Source organism: Mesorhizobium sp. L103C119B0 (assembly GCF_000502235.1).
Classification (GTDB): Bacteria; Pseudomonadota; Alphaproteobacteria; order Rhizobiales; family Rhizobiaceae; genus Mesorhizobium.
Window position 1 is genome coordinate 337313 of record NZ_AYXE01000002.1, and the last position, 17911, is coordinate 355223.

Annotated in this window: 12 protein-coding genes and 1 pseudogene; 7 read left to right on the forward strand and 6 right to left on the reverse strand. The window is 62.8% G+C overall.

Going from position 1 to position 17911, the window contains the following annotated elements; genetic code table 11:
• The first annotated feature begins 5 nt into the window (after positions 1-5).
• From X728_RS162090 to X728_RS162080, 3 genes are all read left to right on the forward strand, one after another.
• Entirely contained in the window at positions 6-1769 is a 1764-nt protein-coding gene (locus X728_RS162090) for an adenylate/guanylate cyclase domain-containing protein (RefSeq protein ID WP_023830634.1), read from the forward strand.
• A gap of 220 nt (positions 1770-1989) precedes the next feature.
• Positions 1990-3963, forward strand: coding sequence for a threonine--tRNA ligase (thrS, locus tag X728_RS162085; RefSeq protein ID WP_023830635.1), 1974 nt, complete (start codon positions 1990-1992; stop codon positions 3961-3963).
• Between the two features lie 85 nt (positions 3964-4048).
• The gene (locus tag X728_RS162080; protein ID WP_023830636.1) at positions 4049-4987 is read left to right on the forward strand and encodes a GNAT family N-acetyltransferase; all 939 of its coding nucleotides are present in this window, start codon (positions 4049-4051) and stop codon (positions 4985-4987) included.
• A gap of 84 nt (positions 4988-5071) precedes the next feature.
• On the opposite strand, the gene X728_RS162075 is transcribed toward X728_RS162080, so the two are convergent.
• A complete protein-coding gene (locus X728_RS162075; protein ID WP_023830637.1) occupies positions 5072-5962 on the reverse strand; it encodes an ankyrin repeat domain-containing protein in 891 nt (296 codons plus the stop codon).
• 157 nt (positions 5963-6119) lie between these two features.
• Positions 6120-7082: a hypothetical protein gene (locus X728_RS162070; RefSeq protein WP_023815388.1), complete on the reverse strand. Its 963-nt coding sequence runs from the start codon at positions 7080-7082 to the stop codon at positions 6120-6122.
• 165 nt (positions 7083-7247) lie between these two features.
• Between X728_RS162070 and X728_RS162065 the strand changes: the two genes are divergently transcribed.
• Together X728_RS162065 and X728_RS162060 are read left to right on the forward strand one after the other, a co-directional pair.
• Positions 7248-7832, forward strand: a complete 585-nt coding sequence (locus X728_RS162065; RefSeq protein WP_023723386.1) for a nitroreductase — start codon at positions 7248-7250, stop codon at positions 7830-7832.
• Between the two features lie 111 nt (positions 7833-7943).
• The gene (locus X728_RS162060; RefSeq protein ID WP_023830638.1) at positions 7944-9845 is read left to right on the forward strand and encodes a hypothetical protein; all 1902 of its coding nucleotides are present in this window, start codon (positions 7944-7946) and stop codon (positions 9843-9845) included.
• On the opposite strand, the gene X728_RS162055 is transcribed toward X728_RS162060, so the two are convergent.
• Complete coding sequence (locus tag X728_RS162055; RefSeq protein ID WP_023830639.1) at positions 9842-10717, reverse strand: CoA ester lyase; 876 nt, start codon at positions 10715-10717, stop codon at positions 9842-9844. The two genes, X728_RS162060 and X728_RS162055, sit on opposite strands and share 4 nt — an antisense overlap.
• Entirely contained in the window at positions 10717-11169 is a 453-nt protein-coding gene (locus X728_RS162050) for a MaoC family dehydratase (protein ID WP_023667608.1), read from the reverse strand. The genes X728_RS162055 and X728_RS162050 overlap by 1 nt, the downstream gene beginning before the upstream one ends.
• Before the next feature lie 151 nt (positions 11170-11320).
• On the opposite strand from X728_RS162050, the gene X728_RS162045 reads away from it, so the two are divergent.
• Positions 11321-12442, forward strand: a complete 1122-nt coding sequence (locus X728_RS162045; protein WP_023704529.1) for a DUF2336 domain-containing protein — start codon at positions 11321-11323, stop codon at positions 12440-12442.
• Positions 12443-12446: 4 nt separating this feature from the next.
• On the opposite strand, the pseudogene X728_RS01000000166170 reads toward X728_RS162045, so the two are convergent.
• Positions 12447-14590: pseudogene (locus X728_RS01000000166170) on the reverse strand (FUSC family protein).
• A gap of 102 nt (positions 14591-14692) precedes the next feature.
• Positions 14693-16747: a DNA topoisomerase IV subunit B gene (gene parE, locus X728_RS162040; protein ID WP_023691142.1), complete on the reverse strand. Its 2055-nt coding sequence runs from the start codon at positions 16745-16747 to the stop codon at positions 14693-14695.
• A 255-nt stretch (positions 16748-17002) separates the two neighbouring features.
• Between parE and cpaB the strand changes: the two genes are divergently transcribed.
• A complete protein-coding gene (gene cpaB, locus X728_RS162035) occupies positions 17003-17908 on the forward strand; it encodes a Flp pilus assembly protein CpaB (RefSeq protein ID WP_023688289.1) in 906 nt (301 codons plus the stop codon).
• The last annotated feature ends 3 nt before the right edge of the window (positions 17909-17911 follow it).

The window sequence follows — 17911 nt, forward strand, 5'->3', positions numbered from 1 at the left end:
ACCACATGACCGAAGGACGCGTCCAACGCCGTCTTGCCGCAATTCTGGCCGCTGACGTGGTGGGGTATACGCGCCTGATGGGCAGCGACGAGGCCGGCACACTTGCCGATCTGAAGGAGATACGGGCCCACCTTATCGACCCCAATATGGCCGAGCACCAAGGTCGCATCTTCAAAACGACTGGCGACGGCATCCTCGCCGAGTTTCCAAGTGTCGTGAACGCCGTGGCTTGTGCCGTTGCTATGCAGCGTGCCATGTCGGGTCGCAGCGCAAAACTGTCCGAGGACCGAAGAATACAATTCCGCGTTGGGATCAACCTCGGTGACGTAATCGTCGAGGATGACGATCTGTTGGGTGACGGCGTGAACGTGGCGACAAGGCTCGAAGGCATCGCTCCTGTTGGAGGTGTTATGGTTTCGGGCACGGTGCGAGATCACCTCGGAAACCGGCTTGAAGTGCAATTCGACGACATTGGTGAGCAGATACTTAAAAATATTGAACGCCCCGTGCGAGCTTATGCGGTGCGCCTCGACGGTCCCGAAGCGGCCCCCACTTCGCCGGCGTCGCTTGCTGATAAGCCATCCATCGCTTTGCTGCCGTTCGTCAATATGAGCGACGACCGTCAGCAGGACTACTTTGCGGATGGGATCACAGAGAACGTCATCACCGGATTGTCTCGGTTTCGCGATCTTTCCGTCATCGCCAGTAATTCGACGTTTGCTTACAAGGGCAAAGCCACGAAGATACAGGATGCCAGCCGAGAGCTGGGTGCCCGCTATATCTTGGAGGGCAGTGTACAGAGGTCGAAGGACCGGGTCCGGATTACCGCCCAGCTCATTGACGGCAAGACTGGGCGGCACCTTTGGGCAGAGCGCTACGACCGAGGCATCGAGGACATCTTTGCCGTGCAGGACGATGTCACTGAAAGAATAATCGGCAGTTTAGCCACAGCGTACGGAGGCCGACTATTAAAGGCGTGGCAAGAGCGCCCGGAAGTCGCGGGGACGCGGAATTTTGAGGCGCTGGACTATTTCGTGCGCGGCATGGAGTCTCTCAACCGCTACACAAAACAAGACAACTTGCGTGCTCGGGAACTCTTTGAGAAGGCGGGCGAACTCGATCCGAAGTTCGGAAAGGCGTTTGCGAAGCTCGCTTGGACGCACATGATCGACGCAAGCGACGGTTGGAGCGCGAATCCCGAGGCTTCACTGGCATGTGGCCTGAAATTCGCCAATTTGGCGATCGAACGGGACGACGCCGAGGCATGGGGGCACTATGCGCTCGCAGGGCACTGCCTATTTTGCGGACAATACGAACGCGCTATCGTTGAGTATCAACGCGCCCTTGAGCTTAATCCAAATGACGCCGACGTGCTGTTGGATTACGGTTCCTGCCTAAGCTATTGCGGGAGGGCACAGGAAGGCCTTGAGACGGCGCAAAAAGCCATGCGTCTCAACCCTCACTACCCCGAGTGGTACATCCTACAGATTGGCCAGATTTACTACGACGTTCGCAGATATCGTGAAGCGATCGCGGCGTTGGAAGGTCTACGAACCCTCGACACCGTATACCAACACTTATACCTGGCAGCGAGCTACGCGGCTTTAGGGAGCGAAGACGAAGCGCAGCAGGTCATCGAGCACATTTTGCAGCTGGAGCCGCGAGCCACAATCACGATGAGAACGACCTCGGACATGGCGCCATACAAGAACTCAGGTGACTTGGAACATCTTCGCGAGAACTTGCGCAAGGCAGGCCTGCGCGAGTGAGTGAAAGCTCGCGCTAGCCTTGAACGGCTGCAAAGTGGCGGTCCTTGGTCGTTCCGATCGGGAGGCCAATGGCAACGTTCCAACTGGAATTCAAACTGACACACTACCAGCGCTCTTTACCTCACACCGTGCTGCCTCTAAAACCCGCCCGCTGCCGGATGCTTCCGGCTTCACACCACGACCACCCGCGCTCGTTTGCGGGACTGGATAGGAGATACAAATGCTGAATTCCGTTTCCCTGACATTTCCCGATGGCTCCGTCCGCGACTATGACGCGGCGATGACCGGTGCGGGCCTCGCCGAATCGATCTCGAAGTCGCTGGCCAAGAAGGCTGTCGCCTATGCCATCGACGGCACCGTTCGCGATCTTTCCGACCCGCTTGGCAAGTCCGGCAAGGTCGAGATCATCACCCGCACCGATCCGCGCGCGCTGGAGCTCATCCGTCATGATGCAGCACACGTGCTGGCGGAGGCCGTGCAGGAACTGTGGCCGGGAACGCAAGTGACCATCGGGCCGGTGATCGAGAACGGATTCTATTACGACTTCGCCCGCAACGAGCCGTTCACGCCGGACGATTTCCCAGTGATCGAAAAGAAGATGCGCGAGATCATTGCGCGCAACAAGCCGTTCACCAAGGAAGTCTGGTCGCGCGACAAGGCGAAAAATGTCTTTGCCGAGAAGGGCGAGCGCTACAAGCTCGAGCTGATCGACACCATTCCCGAAGACCAGGATCTCAAGATCTATTCCCAGGGTGACTGGTTCGACCTCTGCCGCGGCCCGCACATGGCCTCGACCGGCCAGATCGGCAACGCCTTCAAGCTGATGAAGGTGGCCGGCGCCTATTGGCGCGGCGATTCGAACAACCCGATGCTGACCCGCATCTACGGCACGGCCTGGGCCGAGCAGGCTGAACTCGATGCCTACCAGACGATGCTGGAAGAGGCCGAGAAGCGCGACCACCGCAAACTCGGCCGCGAGATGGACCTGTTCCATTTCCAGGAAGAGGGGCCGGGCGTCGTCTTCTGGCACGCCAAGGGCTGGAAGATGTTCCAGAATCTGGTCAACTACATGCGCCGCCGCCTCGACGAGCAAGGCTACCAGGAGGTCAACGCACCGCAGGTTCTCGACAAGAGCCTGTGGGAGACGTCGGGCCACTGGGGCTGGTATCGCGATGCCATGTTCAAGGTGACGGTGGCCGGCGACGACACCGACGACGACCGCGTGTTCGCGCTGAAGCCGATGAATTGTCCGGGCCACGTGCAGATCTTCAAGCATGGGTTGAAATCCTATCGAGATCTGCCCGTAAAGCTTGCGGAATTCGGCAATGTGCATCGTTACGAACCGTCCGGCGCCTTGCACGGGCTGATGCGCGTGCGCGGCTTCACGCAGGACGATGCGCATATCTTCTGCACCGAGGAGCAACTGGCCGCGGAGTGCCTGCGCATCAACGATCTGATCCTGTCGACCTACGCCGATTTCGGCTTCGACGATGTCAGCGTGAAGCTGTCGACGCGGCCGGATAAGCGCGTCGGCACCGACGAGGCCTGGGATCATGCCGAGGCGATCATGGGCAACGTGCTGGATACAATCAGGACGCGCTCGGGAAACCGCATCAAGACCTCGATCAATCCGGGCGAGGGCGCTTTCTACGGGCCGAAATTCGAATATGTGCTGAAGGACGCCATCGGCCGCGAATGGCAGTGCGGCACCACGCAGGTCGACTTCAATCTGCCGGAACGCTTTGGCGCCTTCTACATCGGTTCGGATTCGGAAAAGAAGCAGCCGGTGATGGTGCATCGCGCCATCTGCGGTTCGATGGAACGCTTTCTCGGCATCCTGATCGAGCATTATTCCGGCCATTTCCCGCTGTGGTTCGCGCCGCTGCAGGTGGTTGTGGCGACGATCACCTCGGATGCTGACGACTATGCGCGAAAGGTTGTCGCACAGTTGAAGGCGGCAGGACTTTTGGCCGAACCGGATCTGCGCAACGAGAAGATCAACTACAAGGTGCGTGAGCATTCGCTGGCCAAGGTTCCTGTGATCCTCGTCTGCGGCAAGCGCGAGGCGGAAGAGGAGACCGTCAACATGCGCCGGCTCGGCTCGCGCGATCAGGAATCGCTCAAGCTGGCCGACGCGCTGAAGCTGCTTTCCGACGAGGCTGTTTCAGCCGACCGAAGGCGCAGCGCGGCCTGAGCAAACAATGTTTCGTAGAAATGGCGGTGGAGCGATCCACCGCCATTTTCACATGCCTGTCACGCCAACCTTGTAACGAGCCCCCATGCTCAAGCTGAAGATACGGGAAAGACCGTTTCCCGAACTCTCCTACGCCAATGCGAGCCAGCCGGCGCTGACGCGCTGGTTCATCCATTCCATTGAAGGTCTGTCGGGGCGCGACCGGTATGCCGCGCTCTATGATTTCTGGCGCCGCCAGGTGGCGCCGACCGGCGAGCGGGTGTTCAGCCGCATGCTGCAGCTGATCGACGTCAAGGTGCGCAGCACCGATCAGTGGCCGCCGGCGGGGCTGCCCGACACGCCGCTGGTGATCGTCGCCAACCACCCGTTCGGCATTGGCGACGGCATTGCCGTGCTGTCGCTCGTCGAGCAGCTCGGGCGTCCGTTCCGCGTCATGATCCACAAGGATCTGCTGAAGGTCCGCGAGATGGAACCGTACTCGCTGCCGATCGACTTTTCCGAGACCAAGGACGCGGTGAAGAACAACATGGCGGTGCGCCACGAGGCAGTGCGGCTGTTGAAAGAGGGCGTCACCATCGTCGTATTTCCGGCCGGCGGCGTCGCCACCGCGCCGAAAGGCTTTGGCCGGGCGCGCGACCTGCCGTGGAAGATGTTTCCGGCGCGCCTCGTGCAGGACGCCAAGGCGTCGGTGGTGCCGATGCATTTTTCCGGTCAGAACGGCCGGCTGTTCCATCTGGTCAGCGGTCCGATGAACATGGCCGAGCGCGAAGGAAGGCTGGCGAAATTCGTCGGCAAGGCGTCGCTGACGTTGCGCCTTTCAATGCTCATCCGCGAATTTGCGCGGCTGTCCGGCAAGACGATCGACGTGCGCGTCGGCAACGTACTGCGCTGGGATGAGCTGGAGCCGCTGCGCGACCGCAAGACCTTGCTTGATCGCCTTCATCGCAGCGTCTTCGATCTGGCGCCCGACGCACCGCGCAGCCGCGTCCACTTCCTGCCGCGCCGTATGCGCAAGGCAGCCTGAGAGACGCTAACTAGGGCGTGTACTCATAAACGACGTTCAGTCGGTCAACTTTTCGACAACCTCGGCCCTTTTGCTCAATAGCTCCTAGGGCAGTGGGAGCGGTTTGTCGCTGAGTGTACGCAAGTAGGCGATCAGGTTGACCCGTTCGGTCTCGTCCGGGACGCCAGGCACCTCCATGTAAACACCCGGCGTGGTGAGCATGGGCTCAAGCAGATATTTGTTCAGGTCCTCGTACGTCCATACACCCTCTAAGGCCAGCAAGGTGTCGGAGTAACGCATATTTGCCATGGATGCCTTGTCGCGGCCGACGACGCCCCATAAGTTCGGTCCCGTTTTGATCCCTCCCTGTGGCTCGGCATTGTGGCAACCGTGGCACACGTGTGTGAAGTAGGTTCGGCCTTTCTCGACATCGGCAGCAGCCAACTTCATCGAGATCGGAGCTGGCGTTGGCAACACGACGCCGTGCGACATGAGATAGTCAGCAACTTCGCGTTGCCCCTTGAATTTTGCCAGATGGAGCGGTGTCTTGCCGTCCATTGTCTTCGCATTCACGTCCGCGCCGGCCTCAACCAGTGCTTTCACGCAATCGAGGCAACCGAGATTGACCGCGATGTGGATAGCGTTTTCGCGGCTGCGCTTCGAATTTGGATTTGCGCCCCCGTCCAGCAACAGATTGATCAAATCGGTCCTGCGTTTTGCCAAAGCCAGAATAAGGGCAGGACCCAAACGCGGGTCCGGGACGGCGTTGACGTCGGCACCGCGTTCAATGAGCAGTTTTGCCGCTGCAAAATGACCGCCTTTGACCGCAAGATAGAGTGGTGTCGTGCGCCCGTCGCTCTCATCGACGCCGGCACCAGCGTCGAGCGCTGCCGTGATCGCCGCGACATCGCCCTTCATGGCGGCGTCGTGAATGCCGGCGGCATGCGATACAATCGGTGCAAGCAGTAGTGGAATGAAAAGCAAGGACATGCGCATTTTGGCATCTCCCAAGGCAAACTGCGGTACGGGTCATGCTTTCAAGGCCGCAAAAACATACCACGAATGCCGGATCGTGGCCACTCCAACCGGTGCCTAGAAACGAATCGCAAGGTCGATCCGTCCGGCTGTGGCTTCGGGCTTATGAGTCCACAACCTAGTCGGCGCCTTCCTCCGGATCGATCGCAGAGGCATCAGTGGCCAGCACCTCGATCTCCTGGTTCTGCCCAGCGACCACGGTGAAATCCTTCTGGTAGATGCGGTCGCGGTTCTTGGCGATGATGGTGTATTGGCCTTCGGCCAGCACCATCGAGGCGAAGGCGCCGACGGCCTCCTTGATCGGATCGCCGGATTCGTTGAGCAGCGACCAGGATGTATCGGCGATGGCCTCGCCGCCGGTCTCGCGCACCAACTTCATGGTCTCCTCCGCCGCGCGATGCTCGACGGTGGCTTCGGTCAGCTTGCCGGCTTCGACACGGATGTCGGAGCGAATAACGGCATTGACCGCGCCATAGGTGGAGACGACATGATAAACGCCGGCGTTGAGCCGCACGACGCTGTTCGGCTCGACATCGGGAATGATCAAAGCGCGGTCGCCATTGGCCTCGGCGGTGCCCTCATAAATGGAGAAGCGCAGTTTTTTCGGCGGAATACGCACGCCGCCCGACAGCACCGCGTCGAGCTTGAGGCCGCCGGCATCGAGCACCAGGCTTTCGCGCCTGGCGTCCTTGCCGACGGTGATGCGCTTGGTGGCGCCGGCGCGTCCGTATGAGGCGTGGACCAGATAGCTGCCGGGTTCGAGCTGGAACACGGCGCTGCCGCCATGCGCGGAAGCCACCATCGGCAGCTTGCCGTCGCCGGCGGCCTCGGGCTTGAAGACGCGCCAGACGATGCCGCGCGTGATGTCGGCGCCCTTGTCGGTCAACTGCGCCGACAGCGTTATGGCACCGCCGCCACCGAGTGCCAGCGGCGTCTCGCCCTTGGGCGGTGCATAGCTCGAAATATCGGGGAGTTTCAGATTGCCGATGCCGTCGGCATTCTGCGCCATGGCCATCGAGGCCGGCGCAAACAGCGCTACGGCGAGCCAAATCAGGAAAAGGCGCGATGTCCCCTCAAACATGCCTTGCGTTGAAGCCCAAGGCGGTGGCAATTTCAAGGCTTAAGAGTCCGACCGCCTTGGCAACAGGTTCTTTCGTCCGGCGCGCCCGCGCCAATGCCCGAGCCGCCCCGATCCGCAATGGCGCGCTTCAGCTCAAAATCGAGTGCTTTAGGAGACCTGGCCCCCATGGCGTCGCCGATCATCGACTTCCTGCTGACCCGAAACTCCGCACCGATTCCTGAATTGAAGGAACCGGCGCCCAGCGATGGCGATATCGCGACCATGATCGCGGCTGCAAGCCGGGTGCCCGATCACGGCCGGCTGGAGCCGTGGCGCTTCATCCTTTATCGCGGCGAGGCGCGCGTCGAGATCGGCAGGAAGCTGGCGGCGCTCGCCGAACAGCGCGAAGGACCGCTGCCGGAAAACCGCCGCAACCAGGAACTGGCTCGGTTTTCGCGTGCGCCGCTGGTGATCGGCGTGGTCTCGAGCCCGAAGGACAATCCAAAAATCCCGCAATGGGAAATGTTCCTGTCCGGCGGCATGGCGGCGATGAACCTGATGATCGCAGCCAATGCGCTGGGCTACGGCACCAACATGATCAGCAACTGGTATTCCGACGTGGCGGAGGGCAGGGCGCTGCTGGGAGTGGCGCCACAGGAACGTGTTGTCGGCTTCGTCCATATCGGCTGCTATCAGGGACCGGCGCCGGAACGGCCGCGGCCCGATCCGGCAAAGCTCTATGCCGATTATGCGGGGCCGTGGAACGGCTGACACCCGAAAGCGATTCCCCTTTATTTAAACACAGGCTAAGACAGCGGCTTCGGCGATGCGTTGGGGGTTGGCGCATCGACCATGGGGATTTTTTTGGGGGTCGCCGGCGACATGAAAAAACGAGACTCGCTGCGAACCCGGCTGCGCTATAGGTTTGACAAGAGCATGGCGGCCGGGCCGATCGCGCTGATCGGCTGGCTCGCCGTCGCTTCGCTGCTGATCATCATCGCCGCCGCGGCTTTTCTTGCGGTGACCCGCATCGCGCCGGAGGGCGGCGAACCACTGAACTTCTTCGAAGCATTCTGGGAATCGCTGATGCGCACGCTCGATTCCGGCACGATGGGCGGCGACACCGGCTGGGCCTTTCGTCTCGTCATGCTCTTTGTCACGCTCGCCGGCATCTTCGTCGTGTCGGCCCTCATCGGCGTGCTCAGCGCCGGCGTCGACAGCAAGCTCGATGAATTGCGCAAGGGCCGTTCGCGGGTGCTGGAGAGCGACCACACCATCATCCTCAACTGGTCGCCGTCGATCTTCGACGTCATCTCCGAACTCGTCATTGCCAATGCCAGCCGCCGCCATCCGCGCATCGTCGTCATGGCCAATATGGACAAGGTGGCGATGGAGGACGAGATCGCCGCCAAAGTGGGCAGACTGGGCAATACACGCATCATCTGCCGCAGCGGCGACCCGACCGACCTCTACGATCTGGCCATCGTCAACCCGCAGACCTCGCGCTCGATCATCGTGCTGTCGCCGGACGGCGACGACCCGGATTCGCAGGTGATCAAGACGGTGCTGGCGCTGGCCAACGACCCGAACCGGCGCACGGCGCCCTATAACATCGCCGCCGAGATCCGCGACGGAAAGAACGCCGAGGTCGCCCGCGTCGTCGGCGGGGCCGAGGTACAGCTTGTCCTGGCCGACCAGCTGATCTCGCGCATCGTCGTGCATTCGAGCCGGCAGTCGGGTCTCAGCGGCGTCTATTCGGAGCTGCTCGATTTCGACGGCTGCGAAATCTACACGACCGAGCAGCCTGATCTCACCGGCAAGACCTTCGGCGAGGCAGTGATGGCGTATGAGCATTGCACGCTGATCGGGCTCTGCGACCAGCAGGGGCGCGTCAATCTCAACCCGCCGTCGGAGCTGGTAATCGGCAAGGACATGCGCGCCATCATCATTGCCGAGGACGATGCCGCCATCAAGCTGGGAAGCGCCGGAGCCAAGATCGATGCCGCGGCGATTCTTCGCCATCAGCCCATCGAGGCGAAGCCGGAGCGCACGCTGATCCTTGGCTGGAACCGGCGCGGTCCGATCATAACCTATGAACTGTCGCGCTACGTCGCACCTGGGTCAATCCTGACCATCGCCGCCGATACGCCTGGCCTCGAGCAGGAAGTTGCCGGACTGCCGGTCGTCGGCGACAATCTGGCGGTTTCCTGCCGCATCACCGACACGTCGAGCAGAACAGCACTGGCAAGTCTGGACGTGCCTTCTTACGACCACGTGCTCGTCCTCGGCTACAGCGAGACCATGGCAGCGCAGCCCGCCGATACGCGCACGCTGGTGACGCTGCTGCATTTGCGCAAAATCGCAGACGATGCCGGCACCCATATCTCGATTGTCAGCGAAATGATCGACGTGCGCAACCGCGAGTTGGCGGCGGTGACCAAGGCAGATGATTTCGTCGTCAGCAACAGGCTGGTCAGCCTGATGCTGGCGCAGGCTTCGGAGAACCAGCATCTCGCCGCGATCTTCGATGATCTGCTCGACGAGGAGGGCTCCGAAATCTACATGCGTCCGGTCGGCGACTATGTCGCCATCGACCAGCCGGTGACGTTCTGGACGATCGCGGAATCGGCGCGGTTGCGCCGAGAGATCGCCATCGGGCACCGGCGCGTTCGCGCCGCGCAGAATGATGAGCGGGCTCTGGGCGGCGTCACCGTCAACCCGTTGAAGTCGCAAGCGCTGGCCTACCTGCCGGAGGACCGGGTCATCGTGCTGGCGCGGGACTAAACCCCGGCTGCCTTGGCGCGAGCCAGAAGCCGCTCGGCGAGCCTGAGATGCGGCCGGTCATACATCTTGCCGTCAATGCCGACCACGCCAGGATTTCCGGCCGCCTCGAAGGCCGCGACGATGGCCTGCGAGCGTTGCACTGCCTCCGCCGACGGTGTGAAGGCGGCGTTGATGACCGGCACTTGCGCCGGATGGATCGCCATCTTGCCGGTAAAGCCGTCACGCTCGGCCTCCGTGCATTCGGCTTCGAAGACGGCCATGTCGCGAAAGGCGGGGAAGACCGTGTCGATCGCCGCGACTTCGGCCGCGCCGGCGGCGAGGATGGTCATGGTGCGGGCATGGCGGAAGACATCGGTGTAGCGGCCGTTGTCGTCGCGCGCAGCCCGCGCACCGATCGCCGCGGACAGATCTTCGGCCCCCCAGGTGAGGCCGGCAAGCCGGGCGCTTGCCCCGGCGTAGGTCGCGGCGGCCAGCAAACTGGCAGCCGTCTCGGTGATGATCGGCAGGATCTTGATCGCGCCATCCGGCAATCCGTTTTCGGCCTCATGCACGCGGAGCTTTACGGACAGCTGCTGAACATCCTGGCCGCTGTTCGACTTCGGCAGCATGATGCCGTCGGGCTTTGCAGGAACCAGCGCGGCCAGATCATCGTCGGTCAATCTGGTCGAAAGATCGTTGACGCGGATATAGATGGCGGAGCTTGTCTGCTGCCGATTGCCGGCGATAAAGCGTGCCGCGATGTCGCGTGCCGCCGCCTTGTTTTGTGGCGCCACGGAATCCTCAAGATCGACGATTACCACGTCGGCGCCGGCGCCAAAGCCTTTGTCCAGCTTCTTTTCGGAATCGCCGGGCACAAACAGCAGCGAGCGCATCAGGCCGCCTTTTTCATCATCATCGCCTGGCGCGTGCATTTGGCAACGAGCACATCGTTCTGATTGTAGGCGTGATGCTCGAACTCGACGATGCCGCGGTCCGGCTTCGATTTCGAGTCCCTGACTGAGAGCACCGTCGTTTCGACACGGATGGTGTCGCCGTGGAAAACCGGGTGCGGAAACACCGTCTCCTTCATGCCGAGATTGGCAATTGTGGTGCCGACGGTGATGTCATTGACGGAAATGCCGATCATCAGGCCGAGCGTGAACAGCGAATTGACCAGCGGTCTGCCCCATTCGCTCTTGGCGGCGAAGTCGAAGTCAATGTGCAGCGGCTGCGGGTTCAGCGTCATCACCGAGAACAGCATGTTATCGCTTTCGGTGACGGTCTTGCGCAGCGTGTGCCGAAAGACATGTCCGACGACGAACTCTTCGAGATAAAGCCCGGGCATCGTTTTTCTCCTCCGCTGCCTGACGGTTGATAGGCGCTGCCCATGCCACCCGCAAGCCAGTTAATAAACATGGTGAACCGTTCGTAAACCATTTCTGCCTAGGGTCATTCCTGGGGCCGGAAGCTTTCCGGCAAGGGGCGTAGCAGGCAGTATGGTTGTCTCGCATTTTCTCAAATGGATCTACACCGCGAGAGTTTCGGAGCGCGCCGCGGCGGCGAGCGCGCTGGCCCGCGCCTACGTCAATTCCGACCTGCCTTTCGAAGACCGTTGCGCGGCCGAAGCGGCGCTGACGCTGCTGCTCGACGACGCCTCGTCGAAGGTGCGGCTGGCTATGGCCGAAGCGCTGTCGATGAGCCATCACGCGCCGCTGCAGATCATCAGCGCGCTTGCCTCCGATCAGCCGGAAGTGGCAGCCCTGGTGCTGGCGCGCTCCCCGCTGCTGACAGACGCCGACCTGATCGACCGCGTCGCGGCCGGGCACAAGGCGACGCAAAAACTGATCGCCGACCGGCCGGTCGTTTCGATGGCGGTTGCCGCGGCGATCGCCGAGATCGGCGAACCGGAAGCGTGTGCGGCGCTGCTCGCCAATGACGGCGCCGACATAGCCTCGCTCTCCTTCCGCCGCATCGCCGAGCGGCATGGCCATATCGCTCATTTGCGCGAGGCAATGGTCACGGATGTGCGGCTGCCGGCCGACTGCCGGCACATGCTACTGGTCAAGCTCGGCGAAACGCTGAAGGCTTCGCCGCTGGTGATGGCGCTGATGGGGGCGGCCAGAGCCGAGCGCGTCACGCGCGATGCTTGCGTCAAGGCTTCGGTGCGGCTGGTCGAAGGCACGCGCGCGGAGGAACATGCGGCACTTATCGAACATCTGCGCCTGCGCGGCGACCTGACCGCAAGTTTCATCATCCGTGCCATTGCCCACGGCAAGGTCGACTTTTTCGGCTCGGCCCTGGTTGCGCTCAGCCAGCAGTCGGAGCAGCGGGTGCGGGCCTTGCTCGCAGGCGGCCAGGACGTTGCGTTGCAGGCGCTGTTCCGCGGCGCCGGCCTTGCCGCTTCCACCCATGGCATCATCCTGCGCGCGCTCAAAATCTGGCGCGAAGTCGCCAACGGCAAGCGCCTCGCCGGCGTGCAGGAGGTCAGCTGGCTGATGCTGAAGGAGCTCGGCGGTCATGCCACCGAGGGCGATCTCGCCGGCCTGGTCAAGTCGATCCATCTCGACGCGCTGCGGGAAAACGCGCGCGGGCATGCGCTGGCGATAGCCGCGGCCTGACGCCCTAGCCACGGTCCCTGGTGAAGAAATCCGGGAAATCCTCGATCGCGGCGGCGATGATGCGCAGCGAGGCTGCGATCTGCAGCGTGTCGGCACTACCGCTGCGCTCTGAGAGGCCGGCTGCATATTGCCGGGCCACAGTGATGGTCGCCATCTGGGGCTCGCCTGGTGCGCGAAAGAGCAGTTCACGCGCCAGGCCGCGCAGGAAATTGGCGATCGAGAGCGCGGTGTCGGAAGGAGTGGACGGGCTCTGCTGCGCGGCGCGCAGACGCAGGATTTCAAGGCCGACGGTAACGGCGGCGACCCCGCCGCCCAGAATCGCATCGCCTTTCCTGCCGGCATTTTGCAAGAGCGGCATCAGCTGGTTGATGCGGTCATAGGCCAGGCTCTCGAAGGCCGAACGCCGCGGCACCCGCTCATGCAGGCACAGCCGCGCCAGATCCTCGCGCATGGCCCGCACGATGCGGTTGGCCGCGCGCCATGGATCCACCGGCAGCACCACGATGAAGACGCCGATCGCCAGCAGGATGCCGACCAGCACCGACGCCGAGCCGGCGAAAAACGGGCCTGGGGCATAGGTCATCGCCTGATGCGGGCTGAGGAAGGCGAGGAAATTAATGGCAAAGGCCGTCGCCACGCCGACGGTGCGCGGATTGGCCATGCCCAGCGCCGTCGGTACCAGGATCGGCACGACAAACAGCGTGAACCAGCCGAAGCCGGGCAAAGCAGGCAGCGCGACCTGGCCGACAAGGAAGGCAAAGGGCAAAGCCAGCAGCGTTCCCTTGAAGAAGCCCCAGGACACCCGCACCGGGTCAGGCCGCGCGGCGAAAAGACTGGAGACGACGGCAACGAGGATGACGGTGCCGGCCGCGTCGGACCATTTCGTCGTCAGCCAGAAGGCGGCGACCGCCAACGTGGCAAGGCCGGCGCGTATGGCATTGCGCGAAGCCCCGGGATAATCGCGGTGCACCACCAGCGCAGGCGGCTGCCTGTTGCTCCGGCTGGGGCCCGTCACCGGTGCGCGCAGGGCGTCGAGGCCGCGCAGCACCTGCTTGAAGGCTTCGGCGAAATCGGCGGCGATGGTGAGGCGGGTTATGGTGCCGACCCTGTCGTCGCCCTGATCGGTCGAGGCGTCGGGCATTTGCCGGGCCTTGCCGGCAATCGCGTCGAGCCGCGTCACCCAGGGCGACGTGTCGTCCAGCGCCTCGGGCGTCGCTGCCAGCTCGCTGACCAACGACTGCAGTTCGGAGCGTACCGGAATGAGCGCTGCGTTTTTCGGCGCGGCATGCGAATGCAGCGCGCGCGCCGCCGACAGCGCCGAGAGAAGCTGACCGATGGTTAGGCGGACCGGATGGGCGCGGGTGGCGAAGCTCGGTGCTTCGAGCCGGGCATAGGCGCGCATCTCGGCCAGCATCTGGGCGTCGGTGATCAGCTTGCGGTGCAGGCCGGCCAGCGTCGCCGGGTCGCCACCGGAAAAAGCGCCGCCTGCATAGGTTGCAAGGTCGAGGATGCTGCGCTTCAGCCTGGAGATGATGGCGTCAGCGGCCAGCTTGGGCAGGATCAGCCGGCTGGTCAGGCCGGCGCAGACGATGCCGAGCACGATCTCGGCGCAGCGCGCGACAGCGAGATCGACGACCACGTGCGGCTNAGGCCGGCGCAGACGATGCCGAGCACGATCTCGGCGCAGCGCGCGACAGCGAGATCGACGACCACGTGCGGCTGGCCGAAAGCCGGCAGCCCAATGATCATCGCGGTATAGCCGGCAAGTGCGGCGCCATAGGCTTCCGGATTGCGCAGCAGCGACGAAACCAGCGTGCACAGCCCAATCCAGACGGATAGCGCCGTGACCAGCAGCCAGGGATTGGTGCCGAAAACCGAGGTGATGCCGATCGCCGCAAGTCCACCGGCCAGCGTGCCGAGCAGCCGGTAAAAACCTTTCGCCAGCACCATGCCGGCGACCGGCTGGGCGACGATGAAGACCGTCATCATCGCCCATTGCGGGTGGTCGAGTTTCAACGCGTAAGCAGCGAGAAGCGCGATCAGACCGGCCGAAACCGTGCGCAGGGCGAAAATCCAATCCGAGCGCGTCGGCTGCGTCAGGCCCGCCAAACTGGTTTCGAAGTAGCTCTTCAGCCGCGCCCGGATCACAAGCTGGTCTCCGTATCGGAAGTGCAGGCTAGAGCAATTCCAGGAAAAGTTTGAAACGGTTTTCCGCCCGGAACTGCGTCAAAACGAAGAGTCGGCCGGCGCTCAGATATCCAGCACTTCCGTCGCGGCGAATTCGGCGCGTTCCTGGATGAAGCGGAAGCGGGCTTCCGGCTTGGTGCCCATCAGCGCGTCGACAGCATCCTTGGTCGCCGCCACGGCGTCGATGACATCGACCCGGAGCAGCGTGCGCTTCCTCGGGTCCATGGTGGTTTCCTTGAGCTGCGCGGCCATCATTTCGCCCAAGCCCTTGAAACGGCCGATCTCGACCTTGGCGCGGCCGGTGAATTCGGTGCGCAACAGCTCGTCCTTGTGCGCATCGTCCCTGGCATAGGCAACCTTGCCGCCTTGCCGGATCGAATAGAGCGGCGGCACCGCCAGATAGAGATGGCCGCCATTCACCAGGTTCGGCATTTCCTGGTAGAAGAAGGTGATCAGCAGCGAGGCTATGTGAGCGCCGTCGACGTCGGCGTCGGTCATGATGATCACGCGGTCGTAGCGCAAATCCTCGTCGCGGTATTTCGAGCGCGTGCCGCAACCGAGCGCCTGAATCAGGTCCGAAATCTGCTGGTTGGCGGCTAGCTTGTCGTTGCCGGCGCTGGCGACGTTGAGGATTTTTCCGCGCAGCGGCAGCACCGCCTGGCTGGCGCGGTCGCGCGCCTGCTTGGCCGAGCCGCCGGCCGAGTCGCCTTCGACGATGAACAGTTCGGCGCCCGCGGCGGCATTCTGCGTGCAGTCGGCGAGCTTGCCGGGAAGGCGCAGCTTGCGCACCGCGCTCTTGCGCGACACTTCCTTTTCCTGGCGCCGGCGCACCCGCTCGTCGGCGCGCGCAATCACCCATTCCAGCAGCTTGGAGGCTTCCTGCGGATTGTCGGCCAGCCAGTGGTCGAAGGGATCGCGGATGGCGGTCTCGACAATGCGAATGGCTTCGATCGTTGCCAGCCTGTCCTTGGTCTGGCCGACGAATTCCGGCTCGCGAATAAACACCGACAGCATGCCTGCCGCCGAGATCATCACGTCTTCGGAGGTGACGATCGAGGCGCGCTTGTTGCCGACCAGGTCGGCATAGGCCCGAAGCCCGCGCGTCAGCACATTGCGAAAGCCGGCCTCATGCGTGCCGCCTTCGCCGGTCGGGATGGTGTTGCAGTAGGAGTTGACGAAGCCGTCACCGCCGAACCAGGTCACCGCCCATTCCAGCGAACCGTGGCCGCCCTGCTTCTCGCTCTTGCCGGCGAAGATTTCGCGGGTCACCTGGAAATCATCGCCGAGCGATGCCTTGAGATAGTCCTTCAAGCCGCCGGGGAAATGGAACTCCGCCTTGGCCGGCGTCTGGTCCTTTTCCTTGATCAGCGATGGGTCGCAGCTCCAGCGGATCTCGACGCCGCCGAACAGATAGGCTTTCGAGCGGGTCATGCGATAGAGCCGCGCCGGCTCGAAGGCGGCGCCCTTGCCGAAAATCTGCTCGTCGGGATGAAAGCGGATTTTGGTGCCGCGCCGGTTGTGCACTTCGCCGAGCTGCTCCAGCCCGCTCACCGGAACGCCGCGCGAGAACCTTTGGCGGTAAAGCTGGCGACCGCGCGCGACCTCGACTTCGAGATGGTCCGACAGCGCATTGACGACCGAGACGCCGACACCGTGCAGACCGCCGGAGGTCTCATAGACCTTGCTATCGAACTTGCCGCCCGAATGCAGCGTCGTCATGATGACTTCGAGCGCCGGTTTCTTGAATTTCGGATGCGGATCGACCGGAATGCCGCGGCCATTGTCGGTGACGGTCAGAAATCCGTCGGCCGACAGCTCGACATCGATGAAGGTGGCATGGCCGGCGACCGCCTCGTCCATCGAATTATCGATGACCTCGGCAAACAGATGGTGCATCGCCTTGTCGTCGGTGCCGCCAATATACATGCCGGGACGGCGCCGCACCGGCTCCAGCCCCTCCAGCACCTCGATGTCGGCGGCGCTATAGCCCTCGCTGCCGTCCTTGGTCGCGGCAGGACGCTTCGTGGCCTGCACCAGCGGGTCGGCCGGGCGCGAAGGTGTCCGAGCCGGTTGGGGCTGCTTTTCCAGATTGCCGAAAAGATCGTTGTTGTCGTCCATGCCTACCATAGAATCCGTGCCGCGAATCACCCGTCGATACTGCCACGCTTTTCGGCGCCAAGCGACGGAAGTTCCTGTTACGTTCGGGGATTAAACCTTCTTATCCTAAAACCTTTCGATAACCAAGCCGGCGGAAATAGGTCCGTGCGGAGCGGCCGCGATTCCTGAATCTTTAACAAAGCGGCCTAGCGTCGCTCCAACAAAACAAAAGACCACGAATGTCAGGGGTTGGTTGTGAGGGGCAAGGCCATAACGATGATTGGCATCGCTGCCGTCTTCGGCGCGATTTCAATCTTTGCCGCGGATTTCTGGGTGAAAAGCCAGGCCAAGGCCGATGCCGAAGAGAAAACGGCGTCGATCCCGGCGCCCGCCGTCCCCAAGGTCGTCTTCAAGACCATAGTGGTGGCCAACGCGCCGCTGCGTTACGGCATGGAGCTTGACCGGGCGCAGCTCAGCGAAATCCCATGGTCCGAGGATTCGGTGCCGCAGGGCGCGTTCACCACAGTCAATGCATTGCTCGCCGAAGGCAGCCGCGTGGTATTGTCGCCGATCGAGGTCAACGAGCCGGTGCTGATCAGCAAATTGTCGGGGCCGAACGGCCGCGCGACGCTATCAAACATGATGACGCCCGGCATGCGGGCGGTGACAATCCGCACCGACGAGATCGCCGGTGTCGGCGGCTTCGTCATGCCGGGCGACCGGGTCGACGTGGTGCTGACACGCGATGCGGGCGAAATCCAGGAAGTGGCCAAGAACGCGCAGGGCGCTGCCGGATCGACCGTTACCTCCGAGATTGTCGTCTCCGACGCCAAGGTGCTGACCGTGGGGCAGGGCGCCGACGAGCGCCAGACCACACCGCAGATCGCCAATTCCGTCACCATCGAGGTGACGACCGAAGGCGCGCAGAAAGTGGCGCTTGCCCGCACCGTCGGCACCTTGTCGCTGTCGCTCCGCTCGGCCGCAGACGGAGGGGCCGCCAAGGACGGCGTCACCACCATCTCGTCCTTCGGCGGATCGGTCGCCTCCGGCGTCCAGGCCGCTGCCGGCGCGCTGTTCACTGCCGCGACCAAGGAGCCTGAGAAGCCGAAATTCAAGACGATCATCGTGACGCGCGGCACGCAGGTCGAAGAATACCAGGTTCCTGCGCGGGACCAGCAATAACTG